The sequence below is a fragment of the Pseudanabaena sp. PCC 6802 genome (genome assembly GCF_000332175.1).
Classification (GTDB): Bacteria; Cyanobacteriota; Cyanobacteriia; order Pseudanabaenales; family Pseudanabaenaceae; genus PCC-6802.
This window is the reverse complement of sequence record NZ_KB235914.1, coordinates 1,279,579-1,296,885: the sequence shown is the minus strand read 5'-3', so window position 1 is coordinate 1,296,885 and position 17,307 is coordinate 1,279,579. Positions and strand designations below refer to the sequence as shown.

The following is a 17,307-nucleotide window of genomic DNA, read 5'->3' as shown; positions in this document are numbered from 1 at the left end:
TAATTATGGAAAAAAAGCTTGGATTTGGCTTGCTATGGTTAGGATTTATTGCCTATGCCTTTTTATTAGCTCCCCCCGATCACCCCGACACTTTGGCATTAATTCAAAAGCTTGCCTTGGGACAGTGGGATGGCATTAACGCTTGGGTAGTTACGCTATTTAATCTAATGGGCATTTGGCCTTTTATCTATGCCTGCGTCCTGTTTGCCGATGGCAGAGGACAAAAAGTGAGAGCATGGCCGTTTGCACTACTATCCTTTGGTATTGGGGCATTTGGCTTATTACCCTATTTTGCACTGAGAGAGAGCAATCCCAGTTTTATGGGCGAGAAAGATCGATTAATTAAGTTATTAGATTCTCGCTGGTTGGGTATTTTGTTGACATCTGCCGCGATCGCTCTCATATTCTATGGTTTTCGATTTGGCAATCTAGTGGATTTTGCTCAGCAATGGCGTACCAGTCGATTTATTCACGTAATGGGATTAGATTTTTGCCTTCTATCGTTAATGTTTGGCTGGATCTTGGGCGATGATATGTCAAGGCGCGGCCTAGAAGATTCTCAGCTATTCGTTCTAGCCTCTACCATCCCTCTATTTGGGCCGTTAGTCTACCTATGTATCCGTCCTCCCATTTTGGAGCCAGATACCGCAGAGGTTCAGGTGGGGGGATAGATAGAGCGCGGACGCAGAGCAGACGCAGGGGTGCGGACGCAGCGGACGCAGGGGTTTAGCATTTGTGAATAATGCTTGTGTTTGATGCGAAGACTATCGAAACAAATGCTAAACCCTTACCGTGGTTTCCACCAGAGGAGCAGGGCGAAGAAGAAAGACGATGCAGAGGAGAGATCGCATCGGTGGCGATCGCGTTGCGAACGATCGCGCAAATGCTAAACCCTTACTTGGGATTCATATAGAATCTCTTCCAATGTGATGCTATAGTTCCGATCTACCCACACAAGAGATACCCGTGCGACCTTGCCCCCTTGCATAGATACCAATGAGAAGTTCCGATCGCGCTGCTGTAATGTCTTAACTATGCGGGGTACGGCGGCGGCATTGAGGTAAATCGTACCTTCTGGGTCGATCGCGATGGGGCGGCGCAGTTCGGTGGTGTGATGCAGGCGATGGTGCATGTGGCCGAATGCGACAAGGGGAATTTGCTTGCATAGCAGACGGGATTTCGCGATCGCTTCGGTAAAATCTGGATCGCCGTAGTCGCCGCCCGCCGGATGCCAATCTTTGCCACAGGGATCGGTAGGGCGATCGCCGAGTCCAAAGGGGCCATTATGTCCTAAAAAGATAATTACTTCACCAGCGGCAGCAGCAACGGACTGAGCTATCCGTGCCGTGGATTGCTCGAAATTTTCGATGCCGTAGCGATCGCGATAAAACTCGGCATTTTTCCATTCCGAGGAACCCCAACTAAAAGGGCGACTGCCCACGACCGACAAGTTCAAATTGGGGAAATCGAGGTAGCTATAGCCAACGTGGGTATGGCCGAGCAGATCGATTTGCTGCTGCAGGCGATCTTCTTGTTTGCGATCGTAGGGGCATTTGCGCCTACCCCATTCCGAGGCGGTATACCAAGCGTCATGGTTACCGAGGATGACGGCTTTGGGGAGATCGAGGGTGGCAATGGCACGCACGACCTCCACCGATTCATTACCGAAATCGCCGACAAACAGAACTAAATCTACGCCTAAGCGCTGTAAAGCAATGCCATCTTCAGGCTCCCATTGCTCGTGGATATCTCCCACCACAGCGATTTTAATCTCGCGATCGCTCAAACCACTATCCATTCAGCTTGACGGTTAACATCTCATTCGTAACTTGCGGAGCAGCGCGTCCTTGGGTTTTTTTCATCACCTGCCCCACAAAAAAGCCCAGTAGTTTGGTTTTGCCACCTCGATATTGCTCTACTTCCTTGGGATTGCCAGCCAGGATCTCATCGATTACTTTCTCTAGTTCGGCACCCGAGAGTACTGTCAGGTTTTTCTTCTGAATCAGAGATTTGACAGAGCCGCCATTCTCTAATAGCTCCGGTAGGATATCTTTGGCGATTTTGCTGCTGATCGTTCCGTCACCGATCAGAGCGATTAGTTCGCCTAAAATCGAGGGAGTCAGAGGAATATCTGTAATTTTGAGTTTATGCTCGTTTAGATAAGCTGTAATATCTCCCATAATCCAGTTAAAGGCTTGTTTGGGATCGGCACCAGTTGTCAGTACTGCCTCAAAATATTCCGCTACACCGCGATCGTCTGCCAGCAGGTTCGCGTCGTAGGCACTCAAACCCAGTTGCTTTTGGTAGCGATCGCGCTTCGAGGCTGGTAGTTCCGGTAACTCGTCCCGGTAATGTGCTTGCGTTGCTGCGGGAACTTCGATCGCGACTAAATCCGGCTCGGGGAAGTAACGATAGTCGCTGGAACCTTCTTTAGAACGCATGCTAATCGTGCGCTGCGTATTTTCTTCCCACAGGCGGGTCTCCTGTACGATTTTGCCTTTTCCCGACTCTAAAATTTCAATTTGGCGCTCGATTTCGTAGTCGATCGCCCGTTGAATGGCATTAAAGGAGTTCATATTCTTGATCTCGACCTTAGTGCCAAACTTTTCCGATCCTTCCGGGCGCACCGATATATTTACGTCGCAGCGCAAGGAACCTTCCTGCATATTGCCGTCGCATACGCCTAAATATCGCAGAATGCGGCGCATTTCCTGGGCGTAGGCAGCCGCTTCTACCCCAGAACGAATATCCGGCTCGGAGACAATTTCACACAACGGCACGCCAGCGCGGTTGTAGTCCACTAGAGAATGACTGGAACCAGAGAGGCGATCGGAGCCAGCGTGGACGAGCTTACCCGCATCCTCTTCCATGTGCAGGCGCGTAATCCCGATTCGCTTGGTGGTGCCATCTTCTTGGGCAATCTCCAGCCAGCCATTGGTAGCGATCGGGAGATCGTACTGAGAGATCTGATAATTTTTGGGTAAGTCAGGGTAAAAGTATTGCTTGCGATCGAACTTGCTATGGGGCGTAATCTGGCAGTTAAGTGCCAGAGAGGCTTTGACCGCATATTCCAAAACTTTTTCGTTCAGGACGGGTAATACACCAGGCATCCCTAAACAAATAGGGCAGACATTGCTATTTGGCGCAGAACCAAACTGGGTCGAGCAACCGCAAAATATCTTAGTGGCGGTACTCAGTTGACAATGCGTTTCCAAGCCGATCACAGCTTCGTACTTAGTTTTTACCGGGGTAGTAGTGGTCATATCTACAGTTAAGATCTCGATCCTGACTGGTAGATGATAGCATTTCAGGAAAGGTGGCTGGAATTCTGAAATATTGATGTGCGGCAGTCTGGAAGTCAGTTAGTATAGATGCTACGTACTGAAGTGTTTGCAGCACAAGCTTTTGGAAAAGCTGTTTGCTGGAAGTTAACCACTATATCTAGAAGCTAAGAACCATTGTTCAGGTGAGGGGCGACGCAAGTGCTAATATTGCAGCATCAGGTGTAAGGAGCAGGCATGGCTGGCGGCTATATGCTAGTTCTAGCGATTTTAATCTTGGGTGGCATAGTTGCCACTCTGGGCGATCGCATTGGCACAAAAGTTGGTAAATCGCGGCTCAGTATTTTTAATCTCAGACCTCGCAATACAGCTACCTTAGTGACGATTTTGACTGGGGCTTCGATCGCTGCCTCCACCTTTGGAATTTTACTTGCCACTAATAGCGAGTTGCGTAAAGGTATATTTGAATACGAGCGCATCCAGGCCGAACTTCAAAATGCAAAGGCGGAGAAGCAAAAGGTCGAGGAGGAATTGCGTAATGCAAATACCAAAAGAAAAGAAGCGCAAGATCGCCTCGATCTAATTAATAAGTTTTTATCTACTGCGGTGAACAGGCAGGCGGAAACACAAGCCAGGCTGCAAGCAGTGCAGGCAAAGTTCCAGCAGGCAAATAGCGAGTTGGCAAAAGTACAGCTACAGGAACAGCAACTGCGCGATCGCGTACAAGGTCTTAGCTCGGAAAGAGATAACCTGATTGCAGAGGGGAATAAATTAAAGCAAGAGCGCGATCGCCTGACAACGGAACGAGATGCTTTGAGCAAACAAGCAGCAGAATCCCAAGTACAGATTGCTACATTGGGAGAGCAACGCATCAAACTAGAGAAGAACGTGACAAAGCTGGGTAGCGAAATTAAGGAGCTAGAAGCCAGTAAAGAAGTTCTATCCAAAAACATCGAAGCTTTCCGTCTGGGCAATGTGGCAATCAACTCCGAGCAGGTTCTGGCATCAACGGTGATTAGACCAGGGCTATCGCCGCAGGAGTCAAAGGAAGCCGTCTATGCGCTGTTACAGCGGGCTGAGTTGCAAGCCCGCAATCTGCTATACCTGCCAACCAAAGGAGATATGGGAGATGCTGTCATCGAGGTGAAGCAATCCGATATAGATAGCATGATTGAAAGCATTAAAGGTGGCGGCAGCTACGTCATGCGCATTCTTTCCACTCGTAACTACCTGCGTCGCGAGAATAAGGTCTCGATCGCTGTCGATGTCATCCCGAATCGCAAGATATTTAATAAAGGCGAAGTAATTGCCTCATTGCAATTTAAGCCCAACCTGCAACCGCAGGAAATGGCAGAGAGAGTCAGCCGTCTGTTTTCCCTTGTGAGGTTCCGTGCTAACAGCAAAGAGATACTAGCCGATCCGATCACTGGCAATGTCGGAAGTTTTCCCACGGATGCCATCTCAGATCTTTTACAAACAATCGGGCAGTATAAAACTGGCTTTGAGGTGCGTGCGGTTGCTAAAGAATCAATTTTCGTTTCTGGGCCTTTGTCTTTAGAACTCGTGGTTGTGAGTAACGGAGTCGAGATTAAGCGATTTAGCTAGAATTGCAACATGCCGAAAATACCTGACTGCGATCGCTGTAAGCTGTTCTCACATACAAAGTACATTGTCTGTGCGGTACATCCTGCTGGCCCCACAGGGAATTACTGCCGGGATTTCGAGACTGCCGAGCTATGGGAGCTAGAAGATCCGAAAAACTACAGGGGACTTAATTTGAGAGGTCTGATGTGGCACCCCTTATTTACGGGCAGGTGCCCCGCATGCCACTATCCGTTTTCCCGATTCAAGCTGCCACCTGCAAACTGGTATTGCGAAGAGTGCGGTTGGGAAGAAACTTTAGATTAGGAAGTTGCTAGTAAATAACATCCTGGTAAGGGCAGGTTTTGTAGTTAATCTATGGCTAAGATCATTAGATTTGGGCTAAACCTGCCCCTGCACTAAGGGCATATCTTCTAATATTAGCGATCGCGCAACTAAACAGCTTTCGGCATGGTTTGCGCGGATACCTGGCTGCCGATCTCTGCAACAATCTCCTGGATCTGTCCGACCTTGACATGGCTGAAACGAGACTTATCTGGCATCACCACTACATGCGGGCCGCTCTTGCAGTGTTTCATGCAACCCGTACCTTTCACCTTGACATATTCCGCCAGGTCTTGTTGCTCCAGAGCATTCATCAAAGCGCTACAAATCTGACCGCTCCCTCGCTTAGCGCAATCTGATTTTTGGCAAACTAAAACATTAACTAAAGGCTTGCTATCTGACTTTGCGTGCTGCTTGCTTGAGGGGCGATCGCTATTTAGATCGCGCACGTTGCTATGTAGATGAATAACTTCTGAGTTCGTTTGATGGTTTGCGATCTTGCTAATCGTATAAGCTTTGAGTTTGCATTCCCCCGTGCTGAAATTCAACTTTTGCTCGCCTGTACACTGAATTAGATCTCCAGGTTTCAAACTCCTATATAGATCTAATCGCTGTTCTTTGGGAATTTTAATGATGTAGTCGCGATTAGAAGCGCTCAGCTTGAGATACTTCAGTTTGTAGCCATCAAGTGCCGTAAAGCCTAGAAATTGGCCTTCATAGCTAAAATCTGAAACTCGATCGCGATCGCACTTACTCGACTTACCCATATGTAGCATTGATTTGAATTGTGCTTGAACTAAGTTTGGGATGGTGTTCCTATGGTGTGGCGTTAGAGATATCTTTAGTAGGGTGACGATGCTCGCCTTACAGTTAGAGAAATAATTCCCCAGTTAGCTGGATTTTTGCAGGCAGTCATTTAACCAGAATGCCAGTTGGTAGCGGGGTTCGTTAAACTGCCGAACTACACTCCAAAGCTGAATTGCTTCGCTTGTATTCCTAACTAAGACCTTGAGCGGCTGACCGCTAGAGCAGGAGCAAGAAATTCCCAATTCCTGTAGTCTCCGGTAGGCTTGCCAGCGATCGCTCCACCGAATCTCTACAATCTGACTTGCTTCCATTGAATCTGAGACCACGTTATCCCTCTGCGTACTATCTAATTAATAAGAAAAACACTCTAAAGCTCTACTCTGGTCTAGAAATGCATCAAACAGCCCCAGACATGACTTTACCCAGACATTCGCTTTGCAACAGCATCTATTCAGTGTTTAAGCTCGTATAAAGCATAGCCTAAATGAAAATTAGATGCAATAACCTGGAGAAATAATTTGTCTGCTTGCGTATAAATCTTTAGGAATATGCAGACTGAGTGCTGGCATACAAGCATCTCATTTGGCCTATCTCCATAGGTACAGCCCGATCGCGGTTCTTTTGTAGCTTAAGCTTTAGCTTACAAGTATTCTCAACAAGGAAAAAGACTTTTAAGTAAAATTTATACTCATGCAAGCTATTAGTTCGCAAAACTATTAATTAAGTGTAATTAAGTGTATTTATATTTATTTTCTAATAGTAATTAGTATTACATTTGAATATATTTGCAATAATTTAAAAATATAAGTCTAAGCAAGTCTCTTGCTAAGTCATGGTTTTAGCTCAAAAGCATCCATTATAGGCTAATAAGAATTGTGGAAGATTGCCTATGGTTTAGTTGTATTTCAGTCCTATAAAAATTTATATGTTTATAGGGCTTCTGTATTTAGCAGACACCCGAACGAGAATTTAGTCGTGCTATATTTCTTGTAAAGAATTTGTTACTACAAATTCCTTGTTGCATATCGCTTTGTATCGTTGCATACCAGTTAAAGCATACAGGAGGCTCTATATGTCTGCTATTCAGGGTTTAGTGCACCCATTTGGTCGAGTTTCGCATAACCCAGTTTTATTTGAGACCTCTGTAACAGAGCCAGTCTGCGAAGGTCTGAATATTGCCTTAGCCAGTTTCCAAGCCCTCTATCTGCAATACCAGAAACATCATTTTGTGGTGGAAGGGGCTGAGTTTTACTCATTGCACCAGTTTTTTGCGGAAAGCTACGGTGACGTGCAGGAGCACGTCCACGAAATTGGCGAGCGCTTAAACGGTCTTGGTGGAGTGCCAGTTGCTAGTTTTGCAAAGTTAGCGGAACTGTGCTGCTTTACACCCGAACCCGATGGAACCTTTGCTTGCCGTCAAATGCTAGAGCACGATCTAGCTGCCGAGCAGGGCATACTCTCGCTCATTCGCCGTCAGGCAGGGCAAGCAGAGAGCCTGGGCGATCGCGCCACTCGCTACATGTATGAAAAAATCCTGCTCAAAACCGAGGAGCGAGCCTATCACATCGCTCACTTCCTAGCACCAGATACGCTCGTACAACTGAACGGACATAATTAGCTAGCTAATTAGCGTTCTTATTTTCATGCCGTCTATTCATGTCGTTGGTATTGGTTTGGAGTCAGAGCTGCTGCCTCGCGTGGCAAAACTGGTAGATACAGCAGATGTATTAGTAGGTAGTCCGAGACATCTGGAATTTTTCCCAAGCTATGCAGGCGATCGCCTGGTTTTAGGAGACATCGATCGAGTAATTCAGCACATCCAATCGCATATACAAGCGGGGCGCATGGTTGTAGTGCTTACTTCCGGCGATCCGCTCTTTTTTGGCTTGGGACGGCTGCTTTTAGCTAATTTCCCATCAGAAATTCTCACTTTCCATCCCTACATTAGTTCCGTACAGTTAGCGTTCAATCGCCTCAAGATTCCCTGGCAGGATGCCCAGGTAGTAAGCGCCCACGGACGATCGCTAGATTGTCTGGAATCGCTTTTACATAAGGGTGCTTCGCCCATTGCCATTCTCACCGATGCTGTCAATAGTCCGATCGCGATCGCAAGCTTGCTCAAAAGTTTGCATTTGCCAACTAAATATCGCATCTGGGTGTGCGAAAATTTGGGCGGTCGCGATGAGTGCGTTAGCGAATTACGCGAAGATGGCGAAGATAGCGATCGTCAGGAATTTGCCGCCTTAAATGTTGTAGTTCTGGTCAAGCAGGAGCAAATTGCGCCCGTAAGCGCACATCTCCCCACCATCGGCATTCCAGACGCAGAATTCCATTGCTTTAGCGATTTGCCAGGACTGATCACCAAAAAAGAAGTAAGGGTACTCAGTATTAGCGAACTCTCGCTCTTGCCGGGGCAAGTAATTTGGGACATCGGTGCAGGTACGGGTTCCGTGGCAATCGAGATGGCAAGACTATCGCCGAGCAGTCAGATTTTTGCGATCGAGAAGAATGCCGCAGGTGTAACTTTAATTCGCCAGAACTGCGATCGCTTTGGTGTATCGAACGTGCAGGTAATTGCTGGCAGTGCCCCCGAAGCATTGATGGACTTGCCGCCACCCGATCGGATTTTTATGGGTGGCAGTAGTGGCAAACTGATTGAGATTTTAGCAATATGCTGCGATCGCCTGCGAGCGGATGGCGTACTTGTGGCAAATTTCGCCAGCCCGGAACATTTATATACGGCGATGCAGTGGCTCAAGCAGCACGACTGTGAGGTACAGCTTTTGCAGGTGAATCTCGCCCGTTCCGTTCCTATTGGCAACAGCGACGGTATCAGCCGCCTCTCACCCCTCAATCCCGTCACTATATTGCGATCGCATTTCAGTAAAAAATACAGTATTTACATGTGAATACCGTAGATTTGGTGTAGAATTACCAACACTAGTACGGCAGTGCAAAAGCAACAAGTCTCTGAAGCTATAAGGCTAAAGGTCTTGTCAACTAAACCCGCAAACAGGCTCTTACGCTACTAGTTTTCCTTTACTACAAAGCTATAGAGGTAATTTACAGAATGGGAATTTTGGTTGAGGATGTCTCGAAGCAGTTTGGTGATTTTCAGGCGATCGATCGCGTTAGTCTCAAGGTTAATACAGGTTCGCTAGTAGCTCTACTCGGGCCTTCGGGGTCTGGGAAATCAACTCTGTTACGCCTGATTGCGGGACTGGAAATACCCGATCGCGGCCAAATATGGATTGCCAGCCACGATGCCACCTACCAACCAGTAGCAAACCGCAACATTGGCTTTGTCTTTCAGCACTATGCCTTGTTTAAACACATGACGGTGTCTGAAAATATTGCATTTGGGTTAGACATACGTAAAGTTCCCCGGCATACCGTCAAGCAAAAAGTAGGGGAGCTTCTAGAATTGGTACAGATGAAAGGATTGGGCGATCGCTATCCATCTCAACTCTCGGGAGGACAGCGACAGCGAATTGCGCTAGCCAGGGCTTTAGCAGTCGCACCCCAAATTCTGTTACTTGACGAACCATTTGGAGCGTTAGATGCCAAGGTGCGCAAAGAGTTACGCATATGGTTGCGGCAGCTCCATCATGAAGTCAACGTCACGACAGTATTTGTTACCCACGACCAGGAAGAAGCGATGGAAGTCGCGGACGAAATTGTGGTTATGAACAACGGTCGCATCGAACAGAGCGGCTCGCCTTCAGAAATTTATGACAATCCTGCTTCGCCCTTTGTCATGGGCTTTATCGGCGAGGTGAACGTACTTTCAGCGAGGGGTATTGCCCATCACATTAATGTAGATCCCGACGATCGCGTTTTTCTGCGCCCGCACGATATAGATGTGTTTGACGAGCAAGACGAACTTCTTGATGGCAGCGTACCTGCTAAGGTCAGCTACGTAGCGCATCTCGGTCGAGAAATTCAGGCGGAGGTAACATTGCCGGATCGACAGTCGGTAACTATCAAAATCAATCGCGATCGCTTCGATCGACTGCGACTAGTGCCAAAACAGCAAGTCTACATTAAACCCCGTCAGGCAAAGGTTTTTCCCTCGTCGCTGCCATAAACTATGGATAGCCGTGCGATCGGACGTAAGATAATTTTCGCTCTGTTACTGGTGGCTGTCCTGTTCAGTCCACTGAAGATCGTCAGTGCTGGCGAGCGGGGCGTAGTCATGCAATTTGGCAAGGTGCAGGAGCAAATCCTGGGAGAAGGCATTCACTTGGTCATTCCTATTGTTGAAACTGTGAAAAATTTGAGCGTGCGCGTGCAAAAACAGGAAATCTCGGCTGAGGCTTCCTCTAAGGATCTGCAAGATGTATTCGCTGATGTTGCACTCAACTGGCATATCGTACCGGAGGAAGCTAACTTGATTTTTCAACGTATTGGCGATGAGAATAATGTTGTCGATGGAATTATTAATCCTGCTGTGGAGGAGGTATTAAAAGCTGTAATGGCGAAATACACTGCGGAGGAAATTATCACCAAACGCGGGGAAGTCAAAGATGGCGTAGACAACCTGCTCACCAAGCGACTGGCTAACTATCACGTAGCAGTTGACGATATCTCTCTCGTTCACGTGCACTTCTCAAAACGATTTAGCGATGCGGTAGAAGCAAAACAGATTGCGGAACAGGAAGCAAAACGCGCGGAATTCGTTGCCCGAAAAGCAATTAAGGAGGCAGAGACGAGAGTGAACCTGGCTAAAGGAGAGGCAGAATCGCTGCGCTTGCTACACGATGTCGTGACTCCCAGCGTATTGCAAAAACTGATAATCGATAAGTGGGATGGCAACCTGCCTCTCATTTTAGGAGAGGATAGTACCAAATTTTTGGATTTAAATAAGCTGCTCAAATTACGCAAGAAATAATATAGCGGTTTTCAGATGAAAACGAGAAGGGGGTTTGGGGGCGTTGCCCCCAAGAAGGGGAGGCAGGGCGGTCTTGGGGGTTCCCCGCTAGAGCCACTGCCGTGTGAAACCCCTTCACCCCGTCAATAAAACCTGTTCTCAATTAAAAAATGCTATATCGCTGAGAACTAAGCATAGTCCTATACCATCTCAATCCCCCAATTCTGGAGGGCTTTGATAATTGTGCCACCCAGAATTGAGGATTGGGGGAGGATTTGGAGTCGCTAGCACAATAGCCAAAAAGTCCTACAACATAAATAGTTATAGCGGTGTACCTTTATCCTGAACTACACCTACCGAGGTCATTTAGCTGAGGTCAAACAACAGATTAGTGACATGGCGCGGAAGGCTAGAGCCTCAGAATCGCGTTGTTATCAGCGGGAGGACGATCGCTAAATGCCTCAAAGTACTTCTTGGCATTAGTGGGAAAATTGGGGAAGCTAAACTCGGCATCGCCATCGGCAATATTTGCCCAGAAATAACGCAGGTGAGGTGTCAGGTTTGAAGCGATCGCGCTTGGCAGATTTAATGGTGGCTTGGTCAGCAGGTTGAGCATAAATAGGTGAGAGCGATCGCCCATCCATTCGCGCGAAAAGTGCTGGAGGTTGGGTTGCTCTGGTATTGCTTCTACACGATATGACTCGATCGACAAGCGCTCTGCATCGCGATCGCGTTCGTAGGTGAGTACGCGGTAGGGGTGGGGATAACTGACGAGGGAACCAGTAGTAATGTCATAGAGATCGAAGCGATCGCTGTAGGCAATATCCTGAACGTGCAAATGTCCCGTAAAGACTAACTTAACGTTGGCTTGATGCAGTAGCTGGCAAAGTCGATCGGCGTTGTCAAGCATATAGCGCTTGCTCAAGGGGTTACTAGCTTGTCCTGGCATATGCTCTAAGATGTTGTGATGCACCATAACCAGGACTAGTTTATCTTTGCTAACCCGACTCAAAACCGACTCCAGCCAATCTAGCTGCACTCGATCTATCCAGCCAATTTGTCCATCATCCGCATCAAATTGATTGGAGTTCAACCCAATCAGATGAACGCCAGGTAGAACTTCGCAGTCGTAGTAGAGACGCGACGGATTTTTATAACCAAACTGTCTGTAATATGGGGCAAAGCAGTCCATGCTTTCTACCGTTGGGACATCATGGTTACCCGGAATGACATAAACGGGATAGGGAAGCTGTCTTAACCTTGCAGTCAACCACATGTGATTATCTGGTTCGCCATGCTGGGTCAGATCGCCGGGCAACAGGAGAAAATCCAGATTAAGCTGGGCTAAATGAGACAGCACCACTTCTAGGGCGGGAATGCTGAACTCAACCAGATGGAATCGGCTGGGATGATCCCAAACCGTTTCAGGTAAAGCGATGTGAAGATCTGATGCGATCGCAAATTTGAATTTCAATTCCATAGTTAGCTTTCAGCGATCGGCTTTCAGCGGTCAGCTTTCTAAAAGGGTGGGCATTGCCCACCTTACATATGCAAAGTTTCTATTTCGTGTAATAAAAGGCGATTTCTTTCTCTTTGAGTGGATTAAACCCCGCATCTAGTAATTTCTGGTTCAGCTCATCTTGGGGAATATGCTTGGCACCAATGCGGACAATGCGCGATCGCATCGTATTCACAACCCCACTGCGCTGGCGATTTGCCTCAATTGCCATTACGGTTTTGTAAAGTTCTAGCTTTTTAGGATCGATGGCAGAACCGTCAAAATCAATTCCTTTAGCGATCGCCACATCAATCGCGTCAGCACCAGTTGTCGTTTCCATAGCAGGCTCAGTTGGTATATAGAATAAAAATGATTAAGCATTGCATTAGCTCAGGATTTTAACATTAAGCTAGAGCACCTATCCTGAAAAATCACATGACTGACGAACATCAAAATTGACTTGACCGCAGTAAAGCTATTGTTGCTGCTAATAGTGAAGCGATCACTGTCCACATTAATCGGGCTAAAAGGTGACTCGATACATCTGATAAAGCTCGCCAGGCTTTGTTGCCGTAACTTTACCGCCTGCCGCGCCTACCAAATCGACTACATCTTTTAAGGGATGCAGAAATACTTCCACCCCCAAATAAAGCTCTAGGATCGACCAATTTTCAGCTATCTCAGCGTCAGGATTGACAAAATCGAATACAAATATCCCCCCCGGTTTCAAGACTCGCTTCACTTCTTGCAAAACAGTTGCCCAATAATCTAAGGGATAGTAGCAACTAAAGCCAGTAGCGATCGCGCGATCGAACGCATCGTCTTCATACAGCAGATGGTGGGCGGGGCCAAGTTTCACGCCCTTGAATAGTTTGGAGTTGAGTTGCGAGCCGCGTGAATTGAGCGCGTCGCGTGCCACCACGCTGATTTCCTGACCGTAGAAAAAAGCATCCCATTCTCGCCAGGGATAGATCAGAAAGCTGACACCGCAGCCAACGTCCAGACAGCGGTGCTGCTTGCGTATTTGCGCCAACTCCCAAAAAGGCGAACTAGTTCTGCTGGCTAAAGCACCGCTAACCCACTCGCGAAACAGAGGCATAGCTTCAACCTCTGGCGGCAGGCTGAAAGGTTCGTGCTTGTATTCCCGCTCGAAGCGTTTACCTACAGACTCAACTAAACTAGCAAAACTCTCAGAATTAGAAGTCAAATCCTTTGCTCAACATTTAGGCTAATAAACTATAGCTTATAGTCAGCAGGCTTAGGATGGGGTGCAGGGGTGAGACCCCTGCGTGAGGGCGCAGCCCCCACACCCCCTGTCCTAACAGATCTGTGTTACAGCTATAAATAACAATTTTAAGGTGCGCAGTGGCCACCCTACCTATGGTATCTCTGCGTAATTCCCGTAACGATGACTAGGCGATCGCCCTAATCATCTCCAACAAACTTTTAGTACATGCACCTTTTTCACAAAAGGCATCAATTGCTGCGCCGTCAGCTTGAGCTTGCGCCTTGCCACCATCAACAGAAGAATAAGCAACAATCTTGATTTGTGGATATTTGCGCTTAATTTCTTGCGAAGTTGTCCAACCATCCATGATTGGCATATGCAGATCCAAAACAACTAGATCGGGTTGGTGTTTGCGAACAAGTTCTAATGCTTCTTTACCGTTACTAGCAAGACCAACAAGCTGTATATGCGCCTGAAACTCTAAGGATAATTTCAAAGTACAGCGGGTCAACTCGTGGTCATCTACAACCAGGACACGCAATGCAGATGTTGTTGAAGATGTCATAGTAACTCAACTAAATAAAGTCGCTACCAGAAAGATTTATTATGTAAAGAAATATACTTTTTTACGTTAGATCTATCTTCTACCATAGGTCATATAATCTAGTACGCACATTTACTTATTGCGTAAACTAGAGTTGCAACCCGAAGAGTATATTCTTTGGAAATCCTGTTTTAATTATTCTAAACCACCTTAAGTCTCTATAAATCAGTTCTACACAGCAGTTTACAAATCGATCGAGGTTGATATAAGGTGTTTTGCAATACCCCGTCCTCAAGTCGAGCAAGCCAAGATGAACGCAGCGGAGCAGGCAAGAAGTATTGAGGTAGCCACTAAGATTGCATCTGCGGTCAGCTTGTTTAAGCAGCAGTTCCCAGATGCCAAAGCCGATCTCAGTCCCTGGACAAACGACCCGGATACGCGACAGCTAGTCGATCCTGACTCGATCGATATCAGTTTTAGTTTTCCTGGCATTAGCAAATTGGTGAGAAGCCGATGCGTTCTGGTACAGATCCGCTTTCATGATGGATATCTCATTGGCATTGAAGCATCGGGATTTGGGCACCAGGGTAAACAATGGACGATATCTACGGTCGATGATTGGCAATTTATTGGCCCTTACTTACCCACTGATGAATTTGCCAGCCGCCTCAAGCATTTCTGCCGCAGTATATTTGAGCTATTTCATAGCTAGTGCTGCAAATCATAAATTTGGCAACATGGGGGAATGGAGGCAAAGCCATCAGAAGGGGGCTTCACCCCCTCTACCTCCTCTAAAACTTTTGTTTTGGTGTACTAGCTCTTAAACTATGGTTAATTTAGTTGTGCGTTAATTACTGAATGCTCTTATAGCTATAGCCAACAGGCTTAGGACGGGGCGCAGGGGTTCCACACGGCAGTGGCTCTAGCGGGGAACCCCCAAGACTGCCCTGCCTCCCCTGCGTGGGGGCGCAGCCCCCACACCCCCTGTCCTAACAGATCTGTCTATGGCTATAATATTGAACTATTTTCAGATTTGTCATGTTTAAGAAAATCCTGGCAGCAATTAACATTCACGATCGCCACGTGTTCGAGCAAGCTCTCGATCTAGCTAAAGCTCATGGAGCATCTCTTATGCTCCTCCACGTACTTTCCCTGGATGCCGAAGACGATCCGTCAACTAGCGCCTACCCTGCCAGCCTGGGTTACTTCCCAGAGCTAAATTCACAAATTATGAGCAAATACCAGGAGCGTTGGAAGACCAGGGAAGAAGAAGGGATAGACCTTTTGCGATCGCTAACGGAAGAAGCTACTGCGGCTGGTATTGCCACTGAGTTTTCTCAAAACCTGGGCAGCCCTGGCAAAACCATCTGCACGATTGCCAAAACCTGGGAGGCTGACCTGATTGTCTTAGGGCGACGCGGCATATCGGGACTGGAAGAGTTGTTTGTTGGTAGCAGCAGTAGTTACGTCCTGCACCACGCTCCCTGTTCGGTGCTGGTGGTGCAAGCGGCATGATTAAATCTCTAGCGCGGGCAGACGAGGAATAGAATTGAGCAAAGCCATGGTGTAGGCATGTTGGGGATTACCCAAGAGGCTTTCAGTCGTGCCTTGCTCGACAATCTTGCCCTGCCGCATGACGGCAAGGCGATTGCAAAAGCTTTGCGCTACGCCTAGATCGTGAGTGATGAACATGAAGGTGAGGTTGAATTCTTGCTTGATCTCCAACATCAGATGCAGAATCTGGCTTTGAATCGTGGCATCCAACATGCTGACCGGCTCGTCGCAGATCAGAAATCGCGGATTTGTAATTAGAGCGCGGGCGATCGCCACCCTCTGCAACTGCCCGCCAGAGAGATCCTGAGGTAACCGCGAGGCGAACTGGCGCGGTAAACCAACCCTTTCTAGGATTGACAGCACCTTCTCCTGCGCGGTCGCTAGATTAGGCACTAGCTTATGAATTAATAGCGGATCGGCGACGCTTTCTAAAACCGTCATGCGGGGATTGAGACAGGCACGCGGATCTTGAAAGATCGTCTGCATCTGCGGTCTGAGGCGGCGCAGCTTTTCGCCCTTGAGAGCGGTCAATTCCACACCATCGAATTCCACCGAACCTCGATCCGGTTTTACCAACTGTAAGATCGCTCTCCCAGTCGTACTTTTACCGGAACCACTTTCACCAATTACACCAAAAATATCGCCGGGATAAATATTGAAGCTAACCCCATCAATCGCTCGCACTAAGCTGTCCGCGCGATCGAACCAGCGCGCCAACAGGTTACTGCCAGTGGCATAGTGCTTGACGAGATTGCTAACTTTCAGTAACGGTCGATCCGATCGATTTTGGCCAGAGCGATTGGACTCAGTCTCTCGATTCGCAGGATCTTTAAAGTGAATTACCGATCGCAGTAGTTTTTGCGTATAGGGGTGCTGGGGATGACGAAACACTTGCAGTGCATCGCCAGTCTCCACGATCGCGCCATCGTACATCACCGCAATGCGATCGCAATACCTTGCTACCAACCCCAGGTCGTGGGTAATCAGCAGCAATCCCATATTCTTCTCGCGTCGGAGTTGCGTCAGTTCTTGCAAAATTTCCGCCGCCACCGTCACGTCCAGACTGGTAGTTGGTTCGTCTGCAATTAGTAAGGCCGGATTTAATAGTAACGCTAGGGCGATCGTGACGCGCTGGCGCATCCCGCCGCTAAACTCGTGGGGATACTGGCGCGCCCGTTTCGGATCGATGCGGACAGCATGGAGTGCTTGATGAACCCGCTGTTTTGCTTGCAGCTTAGAGAGATTGGGGCAGTGCGATCGCAGTACTTCCAAACCATGTGCCTCAATCGTCATCAGCGGATTGAGCCGCGTCATCGGGTCTTGGAAAATTAGCGCCACCTTTTCACCGCGCAGATGCCTGAGCTGACCCGCCGACAATTCCAGGACTGACGTATCGGCAACCGAAATCTGACCTGATACTTGGGCATGACTTGGTAATAGCTGAATCAGCGATCGCCCCAGCGTTGACTTCCCGCAACCACTCTCGCCCACCAAACCTAAACTTTCACCTGCTTGTAGCTGCAAGCTCACCCGCTCTACCGCTGGCAAAGCCGCACCGTAGCTAACCGTTAAATCCTTAATTTCTAGCAGCATCGGTGC

General features: G+C 47.8%; 19 protein-coding genes. 10 read left to right on the top strand and 9 right to left on the bottom strand.

Annotated features, from left to right (window positions below; all coding sequences use genetic code 11):
* Window positions 1–5: 5 nt before the first annotated feature.
* Window positions 6–671 carry a hypothetical protein gene (locus PSE6802_RS0111270; RefSeq protein ID WP_019500170.1) on the top strand — a complete coding sequence of 222 codons (666 nt, stop codon included), beginning with the start codon at window positions 6–8 and terminating at the stop codon, window positions 669–671.
* A 71-nt stretch (window positions 672–742) separates the two neighbouring features.
* Entirely contained in the window at window positions 743–913 is a 171-nt protein-coding gene (locus tag PSE6802_RS33350; protein ID WP_019500169.1) for a hypothetical protein, read from the top strand.
* Here the strand turns inward: PSE6802_RS33350 and PSE6802_RS0111265 are convergent.
* Together PSE6802_RS0111265 and gatB are read right to left on the bottom strand one after the other, a co-directional pair.
* Entirely contained in the window at window positions 887–1,798 is a 912-nt protein-coding gene (locus tag PSE6802_RS0111265; protein WP_019500168.1) for a TIGR04168 family protein, read from the bottom strand. The genes PSE6802_RS33350 and PSE6802_RS0111265 overlap by 27 nt on opposite strands.
* On the bottom strand, window positions 1,791–3,263 hold the full coding sequence (gene gatB / locus PSE6802_RS0111260) for an Asp-tRNA(Asn)/Glu-tRNA(Gln) amidotransferase subunit GatB (protein WP_026103235.1): 1,473 nt from the start codon (window positions 3,261–3,263) through the stop codon (window positions 1,791–1,793). Before gatB ends, PSE6802_RS0111265 begins: the two co-directional genes overlap by 8 nt.
* A gap of 255 nt (window positions 3,264–3,518) precedes the next feature.
* On the opposite strand from gatB, the gene PSE6802_RS0111255 reads away from it, so the two are divergent.
* Both PSE6802_RS0111255 and PSE6802_RS31925 read left to right on the top strand, forming a co-directional pair.
* Window positions 3,519–4,886, top strand: a complete 1,368-nt coding sequence (locus tag PSE6802_RS0111255) for a DUF3084 domain-containing protein (RefSeq protein ID WP_019500166.1) — start codon at window positions 3,519–3,521, stop codon at window positions 4,884–4,886.
* 9 nt (window positions 4,887–4,895) lie between these two features.
* A complete protein-coding gene (locus PSE6802_RS31925; protein ID WP_071592282.1) occupies window positions 4,896–5,189 on the top strand; it encodes a hypothetical protein in 294 nt (97 codons plus the stop codon).
* A 128-nt stretch (window positions 5,190–5,317) separates the two neighbouring features.
* On the opposite strand, the gene PSE6802_RS0111250 is transcribed toward PSE6802_RS31925, so the two are convergent.
* On the bottom strand, window positions 5,318–5,974 hold the full coding sequence (locus PSE6802_RS0111250) for a (2Fe-2S) ferredoxin domain-containing protein (protein WP_019500165.1): 657 nt from the start codon (window positions 5,972–5,974) through the stop codon (window positions 5,318–5,320).
* Between the two features lie 123 nt (window positions 5,975–6,097).
* Complete coding sequence (locus PSE6802_RS0111245) at window positions 6,098–6,325, bottom strand: Asr1405/Asl0597 family protein (protein ID WP_019500164.1); 228 nt, start codon at window positions 6,323–6,325, stop codon at window positions 6,098–6,100.
* A 761-nt stretch (window positions 6,326–7,086) separates the two neighbouring features.
* Between PSE6802_RS0111245 and dpsA the strand changes: the two genes are divergently transcribed.
* From dpsA to PSE6802_RS0111225, 4 genes are all read left to right on the top strand, one after another.
* Entirely contained in the window at window positions 7,087–7,632 is a 546-nt protein-coding gene (dpsA, locus tag PSE6802_RS0111240) for a DNA starvation/stress protection protein DpsA (protein WP_019500163.1), read from the top strand.
* A 25-nt stretch (window positions 7,633–7,657) separates the two neighbouring features.
* A complete protein-coding gene (cbiE, locus tag PSE6802_RS0111235; protein ID WP_019500162.1) occupies window positions 7,658–8,923 on the top strand; it encodes a precorrin-6y C5,15-methyltransferase (decarboxylating) subunit CbiE in 1,266 nt (421 codons plus the stop codon).
* A gap of 161 nt (window positions 8,924–9,084) precedes the next feature.
* Window positions 9,085–10,101 carry a sulfate/molybdate ABC transporter ATP-binding protein gene (locus PSE6802_RS0111230; protein ID WP_019500161.1) on the top strand — a complete coding sequence of 339 codons (1,017 nt, stop codon included), beginning with the start codon at window positions 9,085–9,087 and terminating at the stop codon, window positions 10,099–10,101.
* Window positions 10,102–10,104: 3 nt separating this feature from the next.
* A complete protein-coding gene (locus tag PSE6802_RS0111225) occupies window positions 10,105–10,905 on the top strand; it encodes a prohibitin family protein (protein WP_019500160.1) in 801 nt (266 codons plus the stop codon).
* Window positions 10,906–11,293: 388 nt separating this feature from the next.
* On the opposite strand, the gene PSE6802_RS0111220 is transcribed toward PSE6802_RS0111225, so the two are convergent.
* The 4 genes from PSE6802_RS0111220 to PSE6802_RS0111205 form a co-directional block, all read right to left on the bottom strand.
* Window positions 11,294–12,364, bottom strand: a complete 1,071-nt coding sequence (locus PSE6802_RS0111220; RefSeq protein ID WP_019500159.1) for a metallophosphoesterase family protein — start codon at window positions 12,362–12,364, stop codon at window positions 11,294–11,296.
* A gap of 79 nt (window positions 12,365–12,443) precedes the next feature.
* Window positions 12,444–12,722 carry a small RNA NsiR4-regulated ssr1528 family protein gene (locus PSE6802_RS0111215; RefSeq protein ID WP_019500158.1) on the bottom strand — a complete coding sequence of 93 codons (279 nt, stop codon included), beginning with the start codon at window positions 12,720–12,722 and terminating at the stop codon, window positions 12,444–12,446.
* 183 nt (window positions 12,723–12,905) lie between these two features.
* Window positions 12,906–13,589, bottom strand: coding sequence for a class I SAM-dependent methyltransferase (locus PSE6802_RS0111210; RefSeq protein WP_019500157.1), 684 nt, complete (start codon window positions 13,587–13,589; stop codon window positions 12,906–12,908).
* A gap of 205 nt (window positions 13,590–13,794) precedes the next feature.
* Complete coding sequence (locus PSE6802_RS0111205; RefSeq protein ID WP_019500156.1) at window positions 13,795–14,175, bottom strand: response regulator; 381 nt, start codon at window positions 14,173–14,175, stop codon at window positions 13,795–13,797.
* A gap of 289 nt (window positions 14,176–14,464) precedes the next feature.
* Between PSE6802_RS0111205 and PSE6802_RS0111200 the strand changes: the two genes are divergently transcribed.
* A complete protein-coding gene (locus PSE6802_RS0111200) occupies window positions 14,465–14,866 on the top strand; it encodes a hypothetical protein (RefSeq protein ID WP_019500155.1) in 402 nt (133 codons plus the stop codon).
* 326 nt (window positions 14,867–15,192) lie between these two features.
* Window positions 15,193–15,669, top strand: a complete 477-nt coding sequence (locus tag PSE6802_RS0111195) for a universal stress protein (protein ID WP_019500154.1) — start codon at window positions 15,193–15,195, stop codon at window positions 15,667–15,669.
* Here PSE6802_RS0111195 and PSE6802_RS0111190 read toward each other — a convergent pair whose 3' ends face one another.
* Window positions 15,670–17,301, bottom strand: a complete 1,632-nt coding sequence (locus tag PSE6802_RS0111190) for a dipeptide ABC transporter ATP-binding protein (RefSeq protein ID WP_019500153.1) — start codon at window positions 17,299–17,301, stop codon at window positions 15,670–15,672.
* Window positions 17,302–17,307 lie beyond the last annotated feature (6 nt).